Origin of the sequence: Leeuwenhoekiella blandensis MED217, from assembly GCF_000152985.1 — a bacterium.
In the GTDB taxonomy this organism is placed as follows: Bacteria; Bacteroidota; Bacteroidia; order Flavobacteriales; family Flavobacteriaceae; genus Leeuwenhoekiella; species Leeuwenhoekiella blandensis.
Genome location: NZ_CH672395.1, coordinates 2,944,872 through 2,968,066, shown reverse-complemented (window position 1 = coordinate 2,968,066; position 23,195 = coordinate 2,944,872). Strand labels below are relative to the sequence as shown.

12 protein-coding genes are annotated in these 23,195 nt (G+C 42.8%); 9 read left to right on the top strand and 3 right to left on the bottom strand.

Annotated features, from left to right (window positions below; genetic code table 11):
- Positions 1 to 1,389 precede the first annotated feature (1,389 nt).
- The 3 genes from MED217_RS12770 to MED217_RS12760 all read left to right on the top strand — a co-directional run bounded on the left by MED217_RS12770 (position 1,390) and on the right by MED217_RS12760 (position 9,866).
- Positions 1,390 to 4,167, top strand: coding sequence for a carboxypeptidase-like regulatory domain-containing protein (locus tag MED217_RS12770; protein WP_009780944.1), 2,778 nt, complete (start codon positions 1,390 to 1,392; stop codon positions 4,165 to 4,167).
- The gene (locus MED217_RS12765) at positions 4,167 to 8,759 is read left to right on the top strand and encodes a TonB-dependent receptor plug domain-containing protein (RefSeq protein WP_009780943.1); all 4,593 of its coding nucleotides are present in this window, start codon (positions 4,167 to 4,169) and stop codon (positions 8,757 to 8,759) included. The genes MED217_RS12770 and MED217_RS12765 overlap by 1 nt, the downstream gene beginning before the upstream one ends.
- A 162-nt stretch (positions 8,760 to 8,921) precedes the next feature.
- Positions 8,922 to 9,866 (top strand): glycoside hydrolase family 43 protein, encoded by a 945-nt coding sequence (locus tag MED217_RS12760; protein WP_009780942.1) that lies wholly within the window; start codon positions 8,922 to 8,924, stop codon positions 9,864 to 9,866.
- Between the two features lie 6 nt (positions 9,867 to 9,872).
- Here the strand turns inward: MED217_RS12760 and MED217_RS12755 are convergent, their stop codons facing one another.
- The 3 genes from MED217_RS12755 to MED217_RS12745 form a co-directional block, all read right to left on the bottom strand.
- Positions 9,873 to 10,574, bottom strand: a complete 702-nt coding sequence (locus tag MED217_RS12755) for a response regulator transcription factor (protein ID WP_009780941.1) — start codon at positions 10,572 to 10,574, stop codon at positions 9,873 to 9,875.
- A complete protein-coding gene (locus tag MED217_RS12750; RefSeq protein WP_009780940.1) occupies positions 10,571 to 11,836 on the bottom strand; it encodes a sensor histidine kinase in 1,266 nt (421 codons plus the stop codon). Before MED217_RS12750 ends, MED217_RS12755 begins: the two co-directional genes overlap by 4 nt.
- Before the next feature lie 330 nt (positions 11,837 to 12,166).
- Positions 12,167 to 13,159 (bottom strand): amidohydrolase family protein, encoded by a 993-nt coding sequence (locus MED217_RS12745; RefSeq protein ID WP_009780939.1) that lies wholly within the window; start codon positions 13,157 to 13,159, stop codon positions 12,167 to 12,169.
- 100 nt (positions 13,160 to 13,259) lie between these two features.
- Here MED217_RS12745 and MED217_RS12740 point away from each other — a divergent pair, with 100 nt between their 5' ends.
- The 6 genes from MED217_RS12740 (at position 13,260) to uxuA (ending at position 22,765) form a co-directional block, all read left to right on the top strand.
- Entirely contained in the window at positions 13,260 to 14,624 is a 1,365-nt protein-coding gene (locus tag MED217_RS12740) for a Gfo/Idh/MocA family oxidoreductase (RefSeq protein WP_009780938.1), read from the top strand.
- 124 nt (positions 14,625 to 14,748) lie between these two features.
- Positions 14,749 to 15,774, top strand: coding sequence for a LacI family DNA-binding transcriptional regulator (locus tag MED217_RS12735; protein ID WP_040532827.1), 1,026 nt, complete (start codon positions 14,749 to 14,751; stop codon positions 15,772 to 15,774).
- A 256-nt stretch (positions 15,775 to 16,030) separates the two neighbouring features.
- Complete coding sequence (locus MED217_RS12730) at positions 16,031 to 19,063, top strand: SusC/RagA family TonB-linked outer membrane protein (RefSeq protein WP_040532824.1); 3,033 nt, start codon at positions 16,031 to 16,033, stop codon at positions 19,061 to 19,063.
- Positions 19,064 to 19,074: 11 nt separating this feature from the next.
- Complete coding sequence (locus MED217_RS12725; RefSeq protein WP_009780935.1) at positions 19,075 to 20,727, top strand: RagB/SusD family nutrient uptake outer membrane protein; 1,653 nt, start codon at positions 19,075 to 19,077, stop codon at positions 20,725 to 20,727.
- A gap of 103 nt (positions 20,728 to 20,830) precedes the next feature.
- Positions 20,831 to 21,571: an SDR family NAD(P)-dependent oxidoreductase gene (locus MED217_RS12720; protein ID WP_009780934.1), complete on the top strand. Its 741-nt coding sequence runs from the start codon at positions 20,831 to 20,833 to the stop codon at positions 21,569 to 21,571.
- Between the two features lie 12 nt (positions 21,572 to 21,583).
- A complete protein-coding gene (gene uxuA / locus MED217_RS12715; RefSeq protein WP_009780933.1) occupies positions 21,584 to 22,765 on the top strand; it encodes a mannonate dehydratase in 1,182 nt (393 codons plus the stop codon).
- The last annotated feature ends 430 nt before the right edge of the window (positions 22,766 to 23,195 follow it).

The window sequence follows — 23,195 nt, the reverse complement described above, 5'->3', positions numbered from 1 at the left end:
TCCTAGGGGATGCCTAGGCGTTGCCTGGGGGATGCCCTTCTCGGGACGAGCTTTTGCCCTGTTTTTTATGGTGTTTTTTGCGCAATGCAAACCGAGGTACGAGGCTCACGAGTTCTCGGATAATATGAATGAACACGAGCTAAAAAAGAAAGGGAAGATGAATTGAAAGTGTATTTTTTCAATTTACGTTTCTTTACTCGCACGATTTTTTATTTCACGAGAGCTCGTGAATCTCCTCACGTCGATTTGAGTAATGTTTACTACTCATCGTGTTCATTCATTTTCTTTGCTTGTCCAAAGAAAACGAATCAAAAGAAAAGACCCTTTTTCTTAGGTATTTTTCGCCTTAGGGCGAAAACCGCAATAAGGCTCCTAAATTTCTTCCAAGGCTTCAGAAATTTTTAACGGAGCCTTCTTGCTATACTGAAGAAAAAGAACCTTAACCCTTTGGGTATGAGTAGATATAACGCTTATGAATAAGAGCTGTCATGCTGTCCCTATAGCTATCGGGAGTGTTTCAGCATCGTATTACAAGGGTCCAAAAAAAAGAATAGAACAAAGCTCCCCTCCTTTTAAAGGAGGGGAAAGCCCGCGCAGCAGGGCAGGGGTGGTTCTAGTATATTTGGGGCGCCACCACCCCGTCAGCTGTTGCGCACTGCGTGCGCCTCGCTGCCACCCCTCCTCCACGAGGAGGGGAGCTTAAAGCATTGCACACGGGGTGTGATTTTAGATTCTAAAACACGCGATACCATTCCCAATCCTCATTGGGACAGGCTGCGCGGTAACACTTAGAAAAGCAGCGTGACACCCCCAGAATAATAAATAATAAATAATAAATAACGCAATAACAACCGCCCACTGCCACTGCCCACTGAACTTTGTATTTCGTATTTCTACTTTCGTATTTCAAACAGCAAACCGTAAACAGAAAACAACAAACTGCCAACCGTGACTACAGACTTCATATGACTTCTCGATACAATCCTCTCGCGCTAAGGCGCTCGAGAATCACTCGAAGTGACAGTACGTTGCTTTTTTGTATTTCGTATTTCAAACCGCCCACTGCGACTGCTTACTGAAATTTGTATTTTGTATTTCTACTTTGGTATTTCAAACAGCAAACAGCAAACCGTAAACTGAAAACCGCCAACTACCTACTGCGACTGCTTACTGAACTTTGTACTTCTTACTTTTTACTTTCAATAGTGTTTGCTCTTTCATCTAACATCTAACATCTAACATCTCAAGTCTAATATCTCACGTCTCAACAAGAAGCTTCACTAAAAAAAGAAGTTCGTTTTGCATTTTTTTACTATTTTTCAGAAGATGTCCTTCCCTACAGGTCTTTAGCTTTTTTACATGATATACTTTAGATACCTGCTATGCCTAATGCTGCTTGTAGCGGCTACAGGTTTTGCCCAAGAGGGAGTGCTTAAAGGAAAACTTTTTGATGATTATGGGGAGCCACTACCGGGGGCTGTTCTCCAGATTAAAGGTACTCCAAAAGGTACGCAAACCGATTTTGACGGTGCATATACCCTAAAATGCTCGGTGGGAGATGTGCTGGTGATCACCGCGTTGGGCTATGCTACCCGGGAACTCACGGTAACAGCAGCGATGTTTAGAGAAGACGGTCTAGAAATCGATCCGCTTAAAAAGGCAGTAACGCCCATTACGCAAACGGACTATGAGCAAGCCATTAAAGACCACAATCCGGATTTCTATGCTATTCCCGATTTAAGCACCACGCCCCTGAGGTATACCACAAATAGGAAGTATCTGGATGTGCATCGCATTAAAAATGTGAGTAAGAAAGACAGTATCCTTCACCTGGAGACCTATGCCGACGAGGCATTTTTTGAAATAGGAGTGAGTCAGCACACGGCCTTACAGTATGTTCCTAAAAGCAATCTGCCCGAGCTGCAACAATCTTATGCTCAGGGCAGACCGGAAGCAGGTGAACTTACCCATCGCGGTCCTGAAACGGGAGAACGGTTTAGTTACGGGCCATTATTGAGCAGCTTAGCTTACGATGGGAGCAGCTATGCCTATGACGTTAATGGAAGGCCTGTACCTCGGGATCAAGTTTCAGGTGCCCCCGTAACGCCCTACGCTCAAGATATTTTTGAAAACGGATGGAATACATCAACTGCAGTTAAGTTGGGCGTGTATTATGATGTGCACCGGTTGAATTTCAACTTTGCTAACGGTACCCAAAGAGATCTTTTTGATCAGGGAAAAGAAACCTACAACCGGATCAACTTCGGTTACGAAAATAATAATAGTTTTTTGAGCTATAGCCTCAGCGCGGGTTACAGCAGTTCTAAAACTAACAACGCCAACCTTAATGGCTTGCATAATCAGGTATACTACAGCAGCCTGCTTACGCCGCCTACATTCTCCAATACACAAGGAATACGATTGTCAGACGGTACGCAACGCAGTTTCAGTCCGGGAAATTATAATAACCCGCTATGGCTATTACAAACCAATGCAAACCGGCTCAACGAACAGGCTTTTAATGTTCAAGGAACCGGAACGTACCTGGGCGAGAAGTTTCAATTACGGGTAAAGACCCTTTATGATACAAATACTGCCGGGCAGGAAGTTGGTATTGCAGCTGGAACTGCAGGTTTTAACAACGGCCTGTTTACAAACAAGAATTTTGAAAGTGAACAGTTGGCTGCCGAAGCTAAAGCGATGTGGTCTGACCTGTACATCACCGATTTTCTAGACTTTTCGCCTTCGGCTACGTTTCAATATACCTACTCCGGTCTGGATTTTGATTTTACCGAAACTCAGAGTGGTGAAGTGCTGACAGATCTAAATCCGTCCAAGACGACCATACAGATGTTAAATACCTTAGATGCCAAGGCCGACTTCTATGACTTTAAACTGAACCTAACCTTACAGCAAAAGCTATTTACCAGTTCATTACAAGGAAATAATTGGTGGCTTCCTGATGTTATTTTAAATGCTGATTTTAGGGACATCTTTTACAGTGATTTTTTGAGGCGATTTAAGTTTACCGCTGCCTATAGTACCAATGTGAATGATCTTTCGCTGTATTACAACAACTATGGGTATAACAGTTTGAACCTGTCGCTAAGCGAAAGTCAGCAATATACCACCAATGCCGATCTGTTCAACAACGCTGCTTTAACTTTTGAAAAACAAAAGGGTTTAGACTTAAGCCTAACCATGTGGTTGTGGAACCAGGTAACTATCGATCTTAATTATTATAGATCACAGACGCGAGATGCGATCTTTCCGGTTTTTACAGAGCAGGCCTGGAAGTTGTTAAATACAGCCGAGCTACGGGACAGCGGTTTTGAAGCCGGAATCAAGATCGATACCTATGACTACTCGGTAGAAACCGATTTTAGGTATACCACAGCGATAAGTTTTAGTACGCACAATCCCGTGGTTCGCAACCTGGGAACCTATGAAGGGACCAGACTGCCCGTTGCGGGTTTTGGAGAGGTGTCTCAAAATCTCATTGCCGGGCAGCCGGTAGGGGTTATCATGGGTACGGCCTATGCACGAGATGGGCAGGGCAACCTGCGCATAGGAGCTGATGGATTCCCGCAGATCGCTTCTGAACCTAAGATCTTAGGAGATCCTATACCTGATTTTAATTTGGGATGGAGTAATACGCTGCGGTATAAAAAGTTTTTACTCAAGTTTACCTTAGATTGGCAACAAGGAGGAGACGTGTGGAACGGGACGCAACAAGCCTTAAACTATTTTGGTACTTCTCTTGAATCTGCACAGCAGCGAACGATTACCGATTATGTCTTTGAAGGGGTTGCTCCTGACGGAACTCCCAACACACAGCCGGTTGCATTTGCACCGCCAGATACCCCGGTTACGGCAAACCGATGGGTGCGTTATGGCTATGGCGGTGTGGCTGAAGCATCTATTGCAGACGCTAGTTTTTTAAATCTGCAACAGCTGAGCCTTACTTACGAATTGAAACGCAAGGTTTCCTATTTCTTTAAAATGCTCAGCATTAGTGTGTATGGGAATAATCTATGGAACTCTGCAGGTTTTAAAGGTGCCAACCCGTATAGCAGCTTATATGGTAATCCTACAGGCAGTGCACTTCATTACTTTAATATGCCGCTTGCCGGTGAACTGGGTATTCATTTAAACATCAAGATCTAATGCGTCAATGTATCACCCTATTTAAAATTGTCATTGCGTTATGCATTTGGAATACACCTGCGTTTACTCTGGCACAAAAGTATCATAAGATCGAAAAAATGTATACGCATACAGACCGGCCCTTCTATTTTCCCGGAGAGTCGATCTGGTTTAAAACCTATGCGGTTGATGAGACGAATATTCCTTCGGGCATCAGCGATGTACTGGTGACGGAGTTGATTTCACCTGCCGGAGACGTTGTACAGACGCAAAGACATTTTCTACATTTGGGAGCGGCTTATGGAGCATTTCAGCTTAAAAAAGAATGGGTAGGTGGTGTCTATACGCTACGCAGTTATAGCCAATATATGCGTAATCAAGGGGAGGACTCTTTTTTTACAAAGGAGATCACCGTACAAAAGGTGGTGGTCCCTCAGTTGCTGGTTAAGCTCGATTTTGACCGGGAAGCCTATGGTAAGGGAAGCGCTGTACGGGCTATCTATACGCTCGAAGATCTGGATAATCACGTTGTTGCCAATGCTCGTCTGAGCGTGGTGCTGTACATAGATGGTAAGGAAGTGACCCGGAAGCAGTTGCAAACACGCACCGATGGCACGCAAAATATAGACTTTAGCCTGCCGGAAGACCTGGATACCGTAGATGCCGTTCTGGTCGTTCAAGCCGAACATAACGGAGTTACTGAGTCTATTTCACGCAGTGTGCCTATTCTTCTAGATGCGGTAGACCTGCAATTTTTACCGGAAGGCGGTAAGCTGCTTTTAGGAAGCCCTAACCAGGTTGCTTTTAAAGCGCTAGACCCTTTTGGGAGGCCTGCCGATGTGCGTGGGATGATCGTTAATCAGAACGGTGAAGAAGTGGTTCCTTTTGACAGTTTTCATGATGGGATGGGCAGTGTTTATTTTGAGCCGCAGGTAGGCCAGCAGTATTATGCACAGCTTACCCATCCTTTTGTTTCAGACAGTCTGTCGAGGTACGCCTTACCTAAGACAGAACTTATGGGTGCAAAGCTAGGTATGCTTAAGCAAGAGGGCGATAGCTTAGTCTTAGAAGTGGCTACCACTGCAAAATTTAAAGGCAAGATCGTTCTTATCGATGCCGCACAACACCTTTGGGATTCCCGGGAAATTGTTTTAAAAGAAGGGGAGACTACGCTGCATTTTGACGTGAAGCAACTACCTCAGGGTATTGTAAAAGTGCAACTGCAAGATCACATAGGTATCGTACAAAGCGAGCGTTTGGTATTTGTCAATCCACAAGCCGGCTTACAGATCGCTTTGAATTTTGATCAAGCACAGTATTTACCCCGAGCCCCTGTGAATCTGGAGATCAGCACTACAGATGTTCATGGGAATCCCGTGAGCAGTAACCTGTCTGTTGCTGTGGTTGACAATGCCTTACTCACCTTAGCCGATGATAAGCAAGATAATATTGCAAGTTATTTGTTGATGAGTAGCGAACTTAAGGGGACTATTCACGAGCCTTCTTTTTACTTTGATCCTGAGGAACCTGATCGATTGGAAGCCTTAGATCTGGTTATGCTTACACACGGCTGGCGGACTTATTTGCAAAAACCGGTTCCTAGAGGAAAGGCGCTTAAGCATAACCCCGAGCGTAAGGATATTGTGTATGGGCGTATAACAACTGTGGAAGATGAAGCCGTACAAGCTGTGGTTTTGGTTTTAGACCGAAACGGAACTAAGATCCTTCAATTTAAAACCGATCCTGAAGGTCATTTTAAGTTCAAAGCAGGTACTGTAAATTATTATGTGATCGCAGCCTATACCGAAGACCGACAGCAGCTAAGCATTCACTTGGATGAAACCCTGAATGAGAAATACGGTACTGCCGGGTTTAATTTCAATAGAAATGCCAGAGCGACTAAAGAGACCGAAGTTGAAGCAGAAGCTCCGGAGGCCCCATTTACCAAACCCTTACAAGAAAAGGCGTTAGACCTTAGTCTAAATGCTGATAATGCTGCCCTTGAGGAGGTGGTGATCGTGGGGTATGGTATTGATAGAACCGCGACTACTACGGGGGTGGTTCAAAAGGTTGATAGTGACGACCTGGCGGGCGTGAGCGGTAGTGTTGCTCAGGTATTAGAAGGCAATGTTTCTGGGGTTCAGGTTACGCAAGCCCAAGGTAACGGGGACAGTCAAATAACGATACGCGGTGCAGCAAGCATACGCGGAGACAGCAGTCCGTTATTTATAATAGATGGCGTACCGGTAAATCTAGGAACCGGTCAGGATTTTGATCTTTCTCAATTAGATGCTTCTCAAATTGATGCGGTAAGTGTGGTTAAAGGCGCTGCCGCAACAGCCTTGTATGGTGCCCGTGGGGCGAATGGTGTTATTGTGATCACGACCAAGAATCAAAATTACGGGAATAACAAACGCCTGTTTTCCCAAAAGTTTAAAAACTATGCGGTACGCGAGATGTACCAAGGACAGCAAGAGGTACAACTCAATCAGCCCGTACACTTCTATACGCCGGTATATGATTCTCGGGAAGTTCCAGAAAAGCGTACTGATTTTAGAAAAACCCTATATTGGAATCCGGTAGTACAAACCGATGCTTTAGGAAAGGCCAGTCTGCGCTTTTACAATTCTGATGCGCTCACCTCATTTAAGATCATCGCAGAAGGAATCGCTGCACAGGGAATCACAGGGCATAAGTCGCAGACGTATAGTGTGACCAAGCCTTTGAGCATTACCGCAAAACTGCCCGCTTATGCCAGTGTGGGAGACACCCTGAATATTCCTGTTAGGATCACCAATGCAACACCTACCGCCCGGAAACTGAGTTTAGCGCTTCAATTTACCGAAGAATTTAAAGTGCTTCGTGCTCAGGAAATCCCAAAAAATATTGAGGTAGCAGCAAATTCCTATCAGGTAATCGATGTTAGGGTAACCCCGGTCAAGACGTCTTTAAACGCAGGCTTTACAGCAAGGCTTGAGGGTGCATCAAGTGCAGATGCTTTTGAAGAACGCCTGGAAGTGGTAAGTCCGTATTTTCCCATAGAGACCAGTATTAGTAACAATCAGAGTGCTGCTTATAGCTTTGATATTGTCAACGTTATTCCCGGAAGCCTTCAGGCAGATTTTGCACTCTATATTGATGTGGTGGGCGAGTTGATGAATGGCATTGAAGGCATCATTAGAAAACCTTATGGTTGTTTTGAGCAAACCTCTTCAGCGACCTATCCTAATGTTATGGTGCTGCAATATTTAAAAGCTACAGGTAAAGCCGATCCGGAGGTGACCGCAAAGGCTTTAGAGTATATCGCTCAGGGGTATAAACGCCTGATAAGTTTTGAGACTAAAGAAGGTGGTTTTGAATGGTTTGGGAAAACCCCTCCACATCAAACCCTTACCGCCTTTGGGATTTTAGAATTTACTGAAATGAAAGAAGTATATCCCGAAGTGAGTGAAGCGATGCTCAAACGCAACATCGCCTGGTTGCTGGGTCAGCGGGATGGCAAGGGAGGTTTTCATAAAAGTAAAAAGGGTTACGACAGCTTTGCTAGTTCGCCTCCTTTAGTAGCTAATGCCTATATTGTTTATGCCTTAAGTGAAGTGGGTATCACTACTGAGATCAAGACCGAATATGAAGCGGCATTAGCAAAAGCCTTATCGTCTAAAGAGGCCTATCAAATGGCTTTAATGGCTTTGGCAGCGCATAATTTTGGAGATCATACGCGTTATATGCAACTCATGGAACTCCTTCTGGAAGCCTATAATAAGAATGCCTTTGAGTGGAATACGGGTGCAACGATCACCCGTTCTTATGGCAAAGCTAAATTTTTAGAAACCACCGCGTTTTTCATACTCGCAGCTTTACGAGAACAGGTATTTGACGAGGTTGTGGCCGAGGGGGTGCAGTATATCGCGCAAAACCGTGAGTACGGTGCTTTTGGCAATACGCAAACCACGGTTATGTGTTTAAAGGCTTTACTCAAATACAATCAGCTGTACACTGCAAAAGTTTTGGCTTCAGAAAAGCTCTTGACCCTAAACCTTAATGGAACAAAGCTCGATCTAAAACAGGCAGCACAGCATGATGGAGTGCTGCATATAGACTCTCTGGAGCGCTATATTGAACCCGGGACACAGCGGGTACACGTGACTTTTGCAGATGAGAAAATTAGTTTTCCTTATGCATTAAATTATTCCTGGAAGAGCAGCCTACCTAAGAGTGCCGAAGCTTTACCGGTACAGCTGCGTACGCAACTGCTTGCCTCTAAAGTGCGTAAGGGAGAACTGGCGCGAATGGAGGTAGAAGTGCGTAACACCACGCAAGAAGGGAAAGGGATGATCACGGCTATTGTAGGGATTCCTGCAGGGGCTTCGGTACAAGCGTATCAACTCAAAGAACTTATGGAAGAAAATCAGATCGCTTATTATGAGGTAGTTGATAATTTTGTGATCTTGTATTGGCGTTCTTTTGAAGCAGCAGCGGTCAAACGTATTGCTTTAGATCTCAAAACCGATATCTCGGGGAGTTATACCGCACCTGCGAGTACGGTATACCCGTACTATGGTGATGACTTTAAATTTTGGACTAAAGGCGTACACTTAGAGATTTACGAATAAGCAATGTTATACTGGAGCCTGTCACAAGACATCGGTTTCAAGAGTTTTAGCATATGCAGGTGCAAGAAGAATGCTTTGCTGTAAGAAGATTATATTTACTCGATAATCGAGATCAAATCCTTCTTGTTCGTTTACTTAAGAGGTTTTCATTTTAAAAAGGCAATGGTGTTTTTACGTGTTTTTTATAGTCTTATTCTAGCATTCAATATAGGTTTTGGCGGGATGGCTCAGTCTTTAGAATCTCCTGTTCTATTGGCTGACCCAACGATCTTTGAAGAAGAAGGGATCTATTATTTATATGGGACCAAAGAAGATGCTTCGATCGAAGGCGCCGGATTTTTGGTGTATACGTCAACCGACTTAGAACACTGGTCTGGACCTGCAGGAGTTCAGCAAGGTTATGCCTTTAAAAAAGGCGATGGTTTTGGGAGTACAGGTTTTTGGGCGCCGCAAGTGTTTAAACACCAAGACCGGTATTATATGGCGTATACGGCCAATGAGCAAATTGCTATCGCCATTGCTGATAGTCCGTTAGGCCCTTTTAAAAATACGGGTACAGCCTTACAGGCTTCCGTCAAGCAGATCGATCCTTTTATCTTTTTTGAGAATGGAAAAGCCTATTTGTATCATGTACGGCTTCAGGAAGGCAACCGCATCTTTGTTGCGGAATTGACGAGAGACCTTTCGGCTATAAAACAAGAAACCTTAAAAGAATGCTTGCATGCAGCCACCGGATGGGAAAACACACAAAATACCGAGTGGCCGGTTTCAGAAGGACCTACTGTGTTTAAAAACGGAGGAACTTATTACCTGATGTATTCTGCGAATGACTTCAGAAATCCCGATTATGCGGTGGGTTATGCTACAGCAACGCATCCTTTGGGCCCGTGGATCAAGTACGAAGGTAATCCTATTATTAGTATGCAAAACACCGGACAGCCCGGTATTGGTCACGGGGATCTTTTTGTAGATCCCGAAGGTACATTGCGCTATATACTGCATACGCATCAATCAGAAACGCAAGTGGGCCCGCGCATAACGGGAAGCGTAGGTTTACAGTGGGAGGGAACCGTCTTAACTCTAATCCCCGGAAGTTTTAAGCGCTAAATCTCGCTAAGAATCTTCTTTTAAAATAAAACCTTTACGGTGAATGTTCTCAATGCTCAGGGAAGGGTCTTCCTGCAGGTATTTGCGTAAATGCGATACAAAAACATTCAGGCTTTTTTTATTGAAATAATCATTGGCTCCCCAAAGTTTAAGCAAGATGGCTTTGTGTGTGCACAACTCATTTTTATGCTGAATCAAATAAACCAACAGATCGAGTTCGCGATTGGTGAGCTTTTGTGTGTACTCTTCAATAGACAGTTCTTGGGTCTCTTTATTGAGGGTATACTTGCCTAGCTGAAGAATGCGTTCTTGAACAGGCGCTTCTTGTTCCTGCGGCAGTCTGTTGATGAGGTTTTTGATGCGTACCACGAGCTCTTCTTCGTCTATGGGTTTTTTGAGATAGTCTACTGCTCCTAAAGCAAAACCTTTAAGCACATCGACTTTTAAGGCACGCGCGGTTAAAAAGATAAAAGGCAGTTGCGCTGTGTTTTCTTTGATTTTAGAAGCTACCCTAAAGCCATCCATATCCGGTAGGCTCACGTCTAAAATGGCCAGATCAAAAAGATGCTGGTCGAGGGTTTCCAGACCCAGAGCACCGGTTTTTGCCCAGACCACTTCAAACCCATTCATTTGCAAATACTCAGACAGGAGATAACCTAATGTGGGATCGTCTTCTACCAGTAAGAGCTTTTTTTTAGAAGCATTCATCGTTGTAATGGGATTTTAAGGGTGACCGTTGTGCCAGAATTGGGTTTGCTTTCAAAGTTAAGCCTTCCTTTATGCTTTTTGATGATTTGTTGTACATAGGTGAGCCCGAGTCCGTAACCGCTTTTAGAAGTTAACACTGCTGCGCCGCGGTAGTATTTTTTAAAGATCTTAGGGCGTTCTGCTTTTGATACTCCCATTCCCTGATCTGTAATGCATATTTCAAGATGCTGCTTACTTTTATAGACGACCAGGTGTATAGGCTTGCCCAAACCATACTTAAGCGCATTATCCAGCAGGTTGTTCACCGCGTTTTCCAGATGACCGGCTTCGGCTAAAATAGGGTAGGATCCTTCCTGAAGTTGGTAGGTAAATGGGGTAGTTTCTAAAGAAGCGATCGCTTCAAACGAAGCACAAAGCGCTTCGAGATTCGGTTTAAAATCTACAGGCTCAAGACGTATAAGACTTTTTTTCTCTTCAAGTTGCGCCAACTCCAATACATTCTCGATATGTACTTTTAAGCGGTCTGTCTGGGTGCGTACGGTTTGTACCAAAGGACGGTCGCGGTCGGCTACCCGTTCATAAAGCATTTTTGAAGCCAGCCCAATGGAGAACACCGGAGTTTTGAGTTCGTGGGTAAGGTTATTGATAAATGCATTGGTGGTCGTGATCACATTGCGCTGCCAGTAAAAGGACCTAAGCACCCAGATCACCGTAATGATGATGGTGATCATAAAGAGTAATGCCGGGATAGTGAGTCCGTTGAGTTGAAAAAAGAAATAATCACTCAGGTTCTCAAACTGCAACTCGAGGATGAGCGGTTTATTTAGTGCATCAGCCAAAAAACCTTCAATTTTAAAAGGATAGGTTTGCGCTTCGGTAGTTGAAGGAAGGCTGTTGGGCGAACTCAAATAATAGGTGCTGTCTCGTGTAAAAAGGCGGTAGGTATAGGCTGCCGTAATTCCGTTTTCGGTAAGTCTGTGACGGATGAAGTCATTAAAGAAATGCCGCGAAGCGTCGGTAAGACTGTCGGGTGTGGTTTTAAAATACGAATTGTCCTGAAGCAAGGCTTGTTCTAAAAGAAAGGTAAGCTGATTGCGTTCACGAAGATCCTGTTGTATGCTGGTGCCGGCATCCTTTATTTGTTGATCAAACTGTACCCGGGCAAGATTAAGCCCAATGCGTAAAAATTGAATTTGCACCACAAAAAGGCCTAAAACGGCAATGATGAAAATGATGATATATCCTTTCTTATTTTTGATCATAGGATACGATAATAGTACATTTTAAACTTGATTACACCAAGTTAACCCATGCTTAATCTTATTAACCTTTCATTAATCTTTTTAATTTGTGCTTAGTCTTTACAGCTTCTAAAAGGTAGTACTTTAGCTCTTGAAAACAACATACTTCTAAAGCTTTGATTTTTTGGTTATCAAATCCTTTAGTTTCTTGGTAAAAAGTCGGCAGCAGTGCTGACTTTTTAGCATGATATACCTTGCGTTCTGCGTTGCTTAGCTGCTCTTTAGGAAGCTCTACGCGATAATCAAGATTGAAAGCCCTCTAATAGTATCTTTTTACCGAACACTTTTCATTTAAGGCACATCCAGCATATAGGTTGAAACAGCGTTGCTGTAAAAGATCTTTTTCAGTACGCTTTCAGGCAGTTTTAAGCCGTTAAAGCTTCCTTCAAATTCCGCAGCTTCCATCAAATGGTCTGTAGCAAAGAACTCCCAATGATACTGCCAAAGCTGTTCTAATTTAGCAGCGGTAGCTTCCGCAGTAAGGCTTCCGTCATCAATAACATCGGTACCGTAAAGGATACGGTCCTGATAATCTATAAAAAATTGCCGCACTTTTTCACGGTTGTGCATCGTCTGTAATTGCACGTGGCAGATGCGCTCGGCCAGATCGGTCTGACTGTTAGGAAAGCGGTCGAGGCGCTTGGCCACTTCCTCCAGATCATATTCCATACTGAAGAGGTGCAGGCCTACGTAATGCAGTTTAGGAAAGCGTTCTAACACCCGGTCGCGTGCTGCCATATGCGTTTCGTAAGCGGGATAGTGTTTGTTTTTAAACATGTGGTATTCCGGATGTGCGGCAAAATACTCCCGGTCTGAAGCTACGGTCATTTCTTCTAGCGGTAACCAGCAATTGCGCGGTTCGCCCTGGTGGTTTAGCAGTACAATTCCGGCGTCGCTCAGGTATTGAAAAATGGGATCAAAACGCGCATCATCAAGCAACACAAAATTTCCTTGATCATCTTTTAAGTTTTCGTCCATCCCAATATTCTTCCAGATCTTAACGCCTTTAGCGCCGGCGGCAATACCGGCTTTAATTTGTTCTATCGCGTGTGGCAGCCAGCGAGGGGTATTCCAATATTGGGTATCAAAAGAAGTGATGAAAAAGGAACGCTGTGTGCTTTGGTTTAAGGTGTTGATCATCTCACGTTGCGCTTTGAGGTCTATAAAGAACGGAATATCGGTATTGATCGAAACAAAATACGCATCATACTGTGCTGCCAGTTGAAGTTTGGCTTGCGTGTTTGTGTTGAGGTGTACGTGAGCGTCTATAAAAGGGCGTTGCATGAGGTGTTGTTTACTAAGGTTTTGTAGGAACGAAGGAATGTTTTAATTTAACAAAGATACGAGTAGCACTGCTGCCTGCTCCCGAGCTAATCTAAAATCTATGAATTCCAGAAGAACTTTTATCAAAGGCTCTGCGCTCGTTGGAGCCGGAATAAGCCTCGCACCGCATTTGGTATTTTCACAAAAAGCCAAGCCCTTGGCCCACAAACTGAAGTTAGGCTTTATCGGGGTAGGATTAAGAGGAGTCAATCACTTAAACAATGCGATGCGACGCAAGGATACTGAGATCACCGCGATTTGCGACATTGACTCGAAGCGTATTGACATCGCTTTAGACCTGATCGAAAAGGATGGGAGAAAGCAACCTTTGGTCTTTGGGAAGCATGAAGAGGATTATTTGAACCTTTTAGATTCAAAAGATGTAGATGCCGTGATCATTGCGACGCCGTGGTTGTGGCACACTAAAATGGCAGTGGCTGCCATGCAAGCCGGGGTATATGCCGGCCTAGAAGTTTCGGCTTCCCAAACCATCGAGGAGTGCTGGGATCTGGTAAACACACACGAGGCGACGGGGACGCATATGATGTTTTTGGAGAATGTAAACTTTCGCAGGGATGTAATGGCGGTGCTTAATATGGTAAAGCAACAGGTTTTTGGTGAAATGATCCACTACCGTTGTGGCTACCAACACGATCTAAGGGAAGTGAAGTTCAATAACGGGAAACAGCCGTATGGTGGCGGCGTGGAGTTTGGAGCAAAAGGAACCTCTGAAGCCAAATGGCGCACCAAACATTCGGTATACCGCAACGGAGATACCTATCCTACGCACGGTGTGGGGCCCATCGCGGCTATGGCCAACATCAACCGCGGCAATCGTTTTGTGAGTATGACGGCCAGCGCAACAAAAGCGGTAGGCTTGCACAATCATATTGTAGCTCAGGGAGGAGCGGCGCATCCTAATGCCAAGATCAAATTCAAGCAGGGAGATGTGATCACCTCTACTATAGTTTGTGCCAACGGAGAAACCATTATTGTGACACACGATACCAATTTGCCCAGACCTTATTCGTTAGGGTTCAGGGTGCAAGGCGCAAAGGGATTATGGGAAAAGGATGGCGACCGTATCTATATTGAAGGTAAATCGGAGCCACACCGCTGGGATGCTGCGCAAGATTGGTTGACGCAGTACGATCATCCGGTATGGAAAAAATACGAAGCAGAAGCCACCGGAGCCGGTCACGGCGGAATGGATTATTTTGTAATGAAGGCCTTTGTAGAGTCGGCACTTGCAAATATAGCGCCGCCCATTGACGCCTATGATGCAGCAGCCTGGAGTGCGATCACTCCGCTTTCTGAAGCCTCGATCGCCAATAACGGCGAACCCCAGGAGTTTCCAGATTTTACACGAGGGCAGTGGGTCGCACGAACTCCGTACAACTGGATGAAGGAGGAGTATGGGGAGTGATATATAACAGGTTTCTTTTAGTTATTCTGAGATCTGACCTTTGTGAAAGAAACTACTAGGATTTAAAATATCTAGATGCCTTTATATATAGAAGTGTTATTTTAGCAATTCTACTTGAATTATTATGGCTAAAAAACCCATCACGATATACGACATCGCTAAAAAGCTCAATTATTCTACATCTACAATTTCAAGGGCGTTAAAAGATCATCATTCTATCGGGAAAAAAACTGCGGAGAAAATAAAAGCCGAAGCAGAGAAAATGGGATATAGGCCAAATACTCTGGCCGCAGGCTTACGCAATAACAGGTCTAAAACAATAGGAGTATTGATCTCGAGAATCAATCGACCGTTTATGTCTTCATTGATCAGTGGTATTGAGGATCAAGCTAAAAAGCAGGGATATACCGTAATTATGATTCAATGTGATGATGATTATGAGAGTGAAGTGCAAAATGCCAACACGCTATACGATTTGCGTATCGCCGGAATTATAACTTCACTTGCGATGCAAACAGAAGATTATGCACATTTTAAACCCTTTGTTGACCAGCAAATTCCGGTAGTATTTGTAGATCGGGTTCCTGAATCTTTTGCCGCATATAAAATAGTCATCGATAACTACTCGGCAGGATATAAGGCTACAAAACATTTAATTGAAATGGGGTGTACGCGTATCGCACATTTCGCGGGTTCGCAAAAGCGAGCGATCTATCGCGATCGTCAAAAAGGTTACGAAGATGCTTTGAAAGAAGCAGGGCTTGAAGTGGATTGCAGCCGAGTAGTACAATTTGATACTTTAAGTGCTCAAGAAGGTAAAAAAGCAATGCGCCAGCTTATGCAACTGCCTGAGCCCCCCGACGGATTATTCTCTTCTAACGATACCGCAGCAGTTAGCGCTATTCAGTATTTAAAAAAGAAAGGGATACACGTGCCCAAGGATATAGCCGTAATTGGTTTTAATAATGATCCTATTGCAAGCATACTGGAGCCCCAATTGTCTACCGTTTCACATCCGGCGGCAAAGATGGGCAAACTGGCGGCACAATGTGTACTCGATAATATGGATTTCGTTGCTAAAGAAGGTCAGCTTAATCAGGTAACCACCCTTGAAACAGAACTTATTTTAAGAGCATCAAGTCTACGATAACACCAATACAGACTATGGCTTCGTTAATAGAGTAATGACAATCGATTGCTTTTATTAAGTAAAATCTATTTTATTAAATATGTTGTAATTATTAAAATAGTATAATAATGACAACTAAATTGATTTAATAGCAATATGATTGATATTTTTATAAATAAATAATAAAATATATTTACGCAATCGATTGTGTAAATATATTTATTTTATACATTTGACACTAGTATACAGATGTTTATTAATGCTTAAAACTTTTTTGATGAAAAAACGATTATCTAAATGTCTCTATTTGACATTGGTTATGTTTTGCTGTTGGATAGCTGATCTTCAGGCACAACAAGCGGTTACCGGTACGATTACCGACGCTAACGGCTTACCCATTCCCTATGTTAATGTTGTAGAGCAAGGAACAAATAACGGTGCGATCTCTGATATTGATGGTCGATACGAGATTAGCATCGAGGATGTAGAGAATGCCAGTCTGTTATTTTCTTCAGTAGGATTTAAAAAACAAACAATTCCTTTAAACGGGCGTAACGAAATCGATATCGTAATGCAAGATGATGTGGCTGCGTTGGATGAAGTGGTTGTGGTAGGTTATGGAACCCAGCAGCGGAGTGATTTAACCGGTGCTGTGGCAAGTGCAAATCTTGAAGCATTTAAGGAGTCCCCCAATACCAATATTGTTCAAAGCTTGCAGGGAACAGTCCCCGGGCTGAATATTGGTCAGGTAACTTCAGCAGGAGCCACACCGTCCATAAGTATCAGGGGAAATAATACATTAAGTGGTAACACCAATGTACTTATTGTCTTAGATGGTATTCAGTATAACGGGTCACTTTCTTCCATAAACCCCAACGATATTGAATCTATCGATATTTTGAAAGATGCCAGTTCAACGGCAGTTTACGGAGCTCAAGCTGCAAACGGGGTTATCCTGATCACAACTAAAAGTGGAAAGCGCGATCAAAAACCACGAATCACCATTACATCATCTTATGCAACGCAACGACCTTCTGAAGGTATTCGCCCTGCGGGAAGAGCAGAGTTTATAGAAAATATACGCAGGTTGAGCTATAATGAGATTTTTACTGCGCCAGAGTTTACTACACCTGATCCCTCTTGGCCCGGATTTTTTCAGCCGGGTAACGGCATAGGTCTTATACCTCAATTTGAAGATCCTAACAATCCAGGTGAATTTAGTCCTATTGACTATGACTGGTATGACGCCGGTACTCAAACCGGATTTATCCAAGAGAATCAAATAAGTGTTAGCGGAGGTTCTGATCGTGTGAGCTATTTGTTATCCTTAGGATTGACAGAGCAGGAAGGTTTTATATTGAATGATAATTTCTCCCGTAAAAGTATCCGTGTCAATGTAAATGCCGATGCAACCGATTGGTGGAAAGTTGGTGTGCAAACTTTCGGGTCTTTTACCAATCAAGACGGGGCAGAACCTTCTTTGTATGACCTTTTTATACAACCCCCTATCTTATCACCTTTTGATGAAAATGGCGAACTCATTCCTAGTCCTACAGGAACGGTAAGGCTTAATCCATTTCTAAGTTCAAATATTGATAATTATGAGCGACACGATTTTTTCTTTGCAAATATATTTTCTGAAATAGATGTACCGTTTGTAGAAGGTCTTTCTTATCGTATCAATTTTGGTAATAACTACAGAATAGACAAAAACTATCAATCGAGTATTTATGCTGCCGGTGAAAACGGGCAAGCCTATAAAAATATAGGTTTTTATAAAGATTTTACCCTAGACAATATTTTAACCTATAAGAGAAGCTTTGGTAAGCACAATATTGAAGCTACAGCGCTGTACGGTGCTATTGAGCGTAAGGCAGAAGGGACCAATGCACGTGCAGAAGTTTTTGATCGTTTAACCTTGGGATACGATAATCTTTCACTCGGGGGAAATCAATTCACCGGCTCCTATGCCAATACCGAACGCTTGAACTACCAGATGCTTCGGTTAAATTATAAGTTTGATAACCGTTACATTCTTACCGGTACAGTTAGGCGTGATGGTTTTTCAGGATTTGCAGACAATGAGAAAACCGCTTACTTCCCTTCAGGTGGGGCGAGCTGGATCATTTCTAATGAATCGTTCTTAGATCAATCTAATGTTATCAATAATCTTAAACTTCGCGTGAGTTATGGTGTTAGCGGTAATCAAACGGGACGTTACACCTCACTGGCACGACTTATAACAAGAGCTGCGTACGTTTTTGGGGATGGTGGAAACCCTTCATTCGGGCAAGAGTTGAGTTCGCTGGCAAACCCAAATCTTAGGTGGGAACGTACCAAGGGGCTCAATATTGGTCTTGATTTCGGCTTATTTGAAAACAGGCTATCAGGGTCTATCGACGTATACAATAACATTACTGAAGACTTATTGTATGCAGTGCGTGTCCCTTACTTAACCGGTTTTGATCAGATTCAAACAAACTTAGGTAGAATAGACAACAATGGGGTTGAAGTATCTCTATCTGGAGATATTATAAGAACTACAGATTTTACCTGGAGCGCCACAGCCAATTTCTCTTTAAACCGTAATAAAATTGTTGAATTAACAGGAAAAGATGAAGATGGTGATGGTGTAGAAGATGACCTCATACAAGATGGTCTGTTTATAGGAAGACCTCAAGGAGAAATATACACTTATGAGGTAAATGGGATTTATCAAATAGGTGAAGAGAATATCTTAGATGGATATCTACCCGGGCACTATCGCGTAGTTGATCAAAACGGAGATGGGAGCATTGAGCAAATGGATGATCGTGTTTTCATAGGAAACACCAGTCCAAATTTCAGAGCCTCTTTGCTGAATACGTTTACCTATAAGAATTTATCGCTAAATGTGTTTTTAAATTCGATTCAAGGTGGTAATGGCTGGTATATGGGAGCGAATGACAATGCACTATACCGAGATGCAAATTCATTGAGAAACAATATAATAAGTGGAGTGAGTTACTGGTCGCCAACCAATCCTGATGGATTGAACGCAATGTCCTACCAAACTCCCGAAGGTCCTAATGGTACTAGATATGAAGATCGAAGTTTTGTGCGCTTACAAGATGTTAGCTTAAGGTATAGTTTCAACAAAGACCTGTTAGATAAACTTGCCATAGCAGATCTTAGTGTTTTTGTAAGTGGAAAAAACCTGGCGACCTGGACAGATTGGAAGGGTTGGGACCCGGAGACCGGACAAGGTTTAACGCTTGGAGGAAGGCCGGTTTTAAAAGGCTATTCCTTAGGTATTAATTTATCATTTTAAAAAAAGCAACAATGAAAAAATCAATAATATTACTAGTTTTAATCTTCGCGTTTAGTTCGTGTGATGAAGATTATTTGGATGAGAATCCCGAAGATTTCTTGAGTTCGGCAAACGCCTTTACTACTTATGACGACTTTTTAGCGTCTGTTAACAATCTCTATTTTTTGGTGCGACGCCAATATTATAGTAGGGATGAAGAAAGACCTTTTGATTTCTTATACGGTACAGATTTGGTTTATGACGGTGAGCCAAGAAATAGTGACAGACATAGTTTTATGGAAGCTGCATACAATCCTGCCAGTTCAATTCCTACCGTTCATTGGAATTTATACTATAAGACCATTGCAGAAACCAATACGATAATAGATCGTTCAGAAGGATCTCAAATGACCGAAGAAGAAAAAGCAAGCGTCTTAGCAGAAGCACGCTTTTTTAGAGGGTTTACCTATCGCGCTCTGGCCTATATATACGGAGGTGTGCCACTTGTAACTTCAGAAGTTACAGCTCCTAAAGTAGATTTTGTAAGAGCCTCAAAAGAAGAAGTTTTAAATCAAGCTGCTTCCGATTTAGAATATGCAGCTCAAAATCTTCCGGGTATTACTGAAGTTGCAGAAGATGGTAGAATAAATGCATTGACTGCATATCACTTCTTAGCAGAGGTATATTTAGCCTTGGGTAGAAATACCGACGCCATTGCGGCTTTAAATAAGGTTATCGATAATCCGGCAACCGCATTGATGCAGGAACGTTTTGGTTCCCGTAGCGAGGAGACCCCCGGAGATGTTTATTGGGATTTATTCCGAAGAGGAAACCAAAACAGAACTAGCGGAAATACCGAAGCCATTTGGGTGATTCAATTTGAATTGGATACCCAAGGAGGAGGTCTCGCTTCAACGGGTAGAGGGGGTTCTTATATGTTAGAAAGACATCACGCGCCACTCAACAGATTAGGAGCATTTAGATCCTGGCCCGTGAGCGATTATACCGGAGGACGTGGTATTGGCTGGATGATATCTTCAGACTTTTTTAGCAATACTGTTTGGGGCGGTGATGCCAGTAATCCAGACTTTGTAAATGATATCAGAAATGCAAACCATAATTTTATGAGAGTGTATAACTCAGAAAATACGATCGCATTAGCCCCGGGAGAAACCTATTCTACAGAGGATTCTGAAAAGATCAGGGAGTTTTATGCATACCAAACCAAGGTTACGACACCATTTAACCATCCTTCCGGTCTTTATAGAAATGACGATGGTGGACTCACCAGTAACGCGGGAGGAACGTATACAGATCAGTATATGTTACGCCTGGCAGAATCTTATTTATTAAGAGCCGAAGCACACCTTGCAAATAATGCTCCGGGTTTGGCAGCGGCAGATATCAATGTCATACGAGATAGAGCAAATGCTTCCCAGGCGACAGCAGCAGAAATGGATATTGATTACATTTTAGATGAGCGCGTGAGAGAATTGGGTCTTGAAGAGAAAAGAAGACTTACACTTATGAGACTCGGTTTACTCGTAGATAGAGTAGAGCGTTTTAACCCGTATTATGTTGAGTCGGGATTACAAGATTATATGAATCTTTGGCCTATTCCTGCAAATGAGATAGAAGGTAACCGTGGTGCTTTATTAGAGCAAAACCCGGGTTATCCTCAATAATACTTTAAAGGTCTTCTGCCCTTAAAGTAAAGGTGTAAAGCAAGCTTATAAAATGCCTCTATGTATAGAGGCATTTTTATATAAAACCTCTTAAAATTTTAATATGACAATACAAACAGCCGTCGTTACCGGCGGAAATTCAGGACTAGGTTATGCTATAGCGCGTAAATTTTGTGATGCAGGTTATAAAGTCTATATCATAGGTAGGAATGAAGAAAAAACGAGACAGGCAGCAGACAATTTGGGAGAACTGGTAGTCCCCATCGTTTTTGATTTAAATAATTTGGAAGCTATTCCCAAGTTGATAGACGAACTCCTGCAGGCAACCGGAAAAATCGATGTTCTGGTCAATAACGCGGGAATCAATATGAAAAAGGACTTTGCCGAAGTGACCGATGCAGAATTTGACCGTATTTTACATACTAATGTCAAGAGTGTGTTTGCGATAAGTAGGGAAGTAGTAAAATCGATGAAAGGAAATTATGGTGGAAGCATTGTGAACATCAGCTCTATGGCTGCTCAATATGGTATCCCTCAAGTCATCGCATATACAGCCAGTAAAACCGCAATAGAAGGAATGACCCGTGCAATGGCGGTCGACCTTGCTCAATATAACATCCGAGTGAATTGCGTAGCTCCGGGTTTTATTAAGACTCCTATGACTGCCAAGGCATTAAATAGTGATAAACAACGTAAAGACCGGGTGTTTTCTCGAACTCCTATGGGGAAGATGGGAGCACCAGAAGATATTGCAGATGCCGTATTTTATTTAGCAGGAAAAGAGTCTAAATTCATCACAGGAACCGTACTTTGTGTTGATGGAGGAAACGCTATTGGATTTTAAAAAGTGAATACCATGTATACAACACAACAGAGCATGCGTTGGTTTGGGCCTAGCGACGCGATCAGACTGGACGATCTTAAAGCGGCAGGAGTATCAGGTGTGGTCACTGCCTTACACGAGATACCGGTAGGGGAGGTGTGGTCTATTAAAGCTATTCAAGAGCGACAAGAGTATATTGATTCTTTTGGTTTAAGATGGAATGTCGTTGAGAGTTTACCGGTGAGTGAGGCGATTAAGCAACGCAGAGGTGATTTTGAAAGGCATATTGTAAATTACAAAACCAGTTTAGAAAACTTGGCGCAATGCGGAATTTACACCGTTACGTATAATTTTATGCCGGTACTCGATTGGGTACGTACGGATCATCGATTTGAAAATAGTGATGGAACGCTAGCACTAGCTTATGATCATATCGCATTTGTGTTTTTTGATGTACATCTTTTACAACGTCCCGGAGCCAAATTAAGTTATACCGAAGATGAACTACAAGCAGCGAGAGCTTATGGTGAGCGTCTAAGTGATGAGGAACAAAATGAATTGTTTAAAAATGCGCTTCTAGGGCTTCCGGGAAGCAAAGGACATTTTACTGCTAAGCAAATTCTTGAGTTGTTGGCAGATTACGCGCATATCGATGAGCATCAACTGCGCAAAAATTTAATCTGTTTCTTAGAGGAAATTATTCCAGTAGCCAAATCCTGTAATGTACAAATGGCTATTCACCCGGATGACCCGCCCTTTTCGGTTTTAGGATTGCCTAGAGTAGTGCGTAATTATGATGATTTGAAGCAAATTTTTGAAGCGGTGCCTGATCAAGCTAACGGACTTTGTTATTGTACAGGTTCGTTAGGAGCAGACCCTGAAACGGATTTGATCCAAGTATTGGAAACTTTTAAAGAGCGCATACACTTTTTACATTTGAGAAACATTAAGCGTTATGATGCCAAACTGTTTCAAGAATCAGCACATCTGGACGGTGACCATCCTATGGCAGCAATCATGCAAGGTGTGCTAAGCATAATGCAGCAACGCAAAATAAACCTACCATTAAGACCAGACCATGGGTTTTTATTTCGTTCAGAATGGAATTCTGAAAGTTACCCGGGGTATTCGTATATAGGAAGGCTAAAAGCTTTAGCAGAATTGAGAGGTTTAGAGTTGGGGTTGTGCTATAGTAAAAGTGATCAGCTTGGTTAAAGTTTGATTTATAAAACCTCCGGTCCTGCAAGTTTAACTGCCTGTCCTATCAGTCAGATGTTTTAAAAATAAAAAGCCCATTCAAATACATTTGATGGGCTTTTCTTGTTTTAATCCATAACGCGGTTATGGGTGATCGTGGAGTCGGGCGGGTTAACTTTGTTTCAACGCAATACCTGCAGTCCTGCAAATGCTAAATTCCCATCGCTAGCGCTCAGAGGTTTTAAAACAAAAAATCCTGCTCAGGTAAACCTGGCAGGATTTTTAAGTTTTAATCCCTTGCGGAATTTTGCATTTGATAGTGGAGTCGGGCGGAACGACCAAAATTTTACTGTATCAATGTTTATGAGGCATCACACGGATTTTGAAAAAAGGGGACACCGAATTGGTGATGCGTTAACAAAATTTAACATTTTAAAAATTTTTAGCT

Bases quoted from the DNA above. Each gene is read 5' to 3' on its own strand.
- MED217_RS12770 (WP_009780944.1), top strand. From the start codon at position 1,390: ATGCTGCTTGTAGCGGCTACAGGTTTTGCCCAAGAGGGAGTGCTTAAA.
- MED217_RS12765 (WP_009780943.1), top strand. From the start codon at position 4,167: ATGCGTCAATGTATCACCCTATTTAAAATTGTCATTGCGTTATGCATT.
- MED217_RS12760 (WP_009780942.1), top strand. From the start codon at position 8,922: ATGGTGTTTTTACGTGTTTTTTATAGTCTTATTCTAGCATTCAATATA.
- MED217_RS12755 (WP_009780941.1), bottom strand. From the start codon at position 10,574: ATGAATGCTTCTAAAAAAAAGCTCTTACTGGTAGAAGACGATCCCACA.
- MED217_RS12750 (WP_009780940.1), bottom strand. From the start codon at position 11,836: ATGATCAAAAATAAGAAAGGATATATCATCATTTTCATCATTGCCGTT.
- MED217_RS12745 (WP_009780939.1), bottom strand. From the start codon at position 13,159: ATGCAACGCCCTTTTATAGACGCTCACGTACACCTCAACACAAACACG.
- MED217_RS12740 (WP_009780938.1), top strand. From the start codon at position 13,260: ATGAATTCCAGAAGAACTTTTATCAAAGGCTCTGCGCTCGTTGGAGCC.
- MED217_RS12735 (WP_040532827.1), top strand. From the start codon at position 14,749: ATGGCTAAAAAACCCATCACGATATACGACATCGCTAAAAAGCTCAAT.
- MED217_RS12730 (WP_040532824.1), top strand. From the start codon at position 16,031: ATGAAAAAACGATTATCTAAATGTCTCTATTTGACATTGGTTATGTTT.
- MED217_RS12725 (WP_009780935.1), top strand. From the start codon at position 19,075: ATGAAAAAATCAATAATATTACTAGTTTTAATCTTCGCGTTTAGTTCG.
- MED217_RS12720 (WP_009780934.1), top strand. From the start codon at position 20,831: ATGACAATACAAACAGCCGTCGTTACCGGCGGAAATTCAGGACTAGGT.
- uxuA (WP_009780933.1), top strand. From the start codon at position 21,584: ATGTATACAACACAACAGAGCATGCGTTGGTTTGGGCCTAGCGACGCG.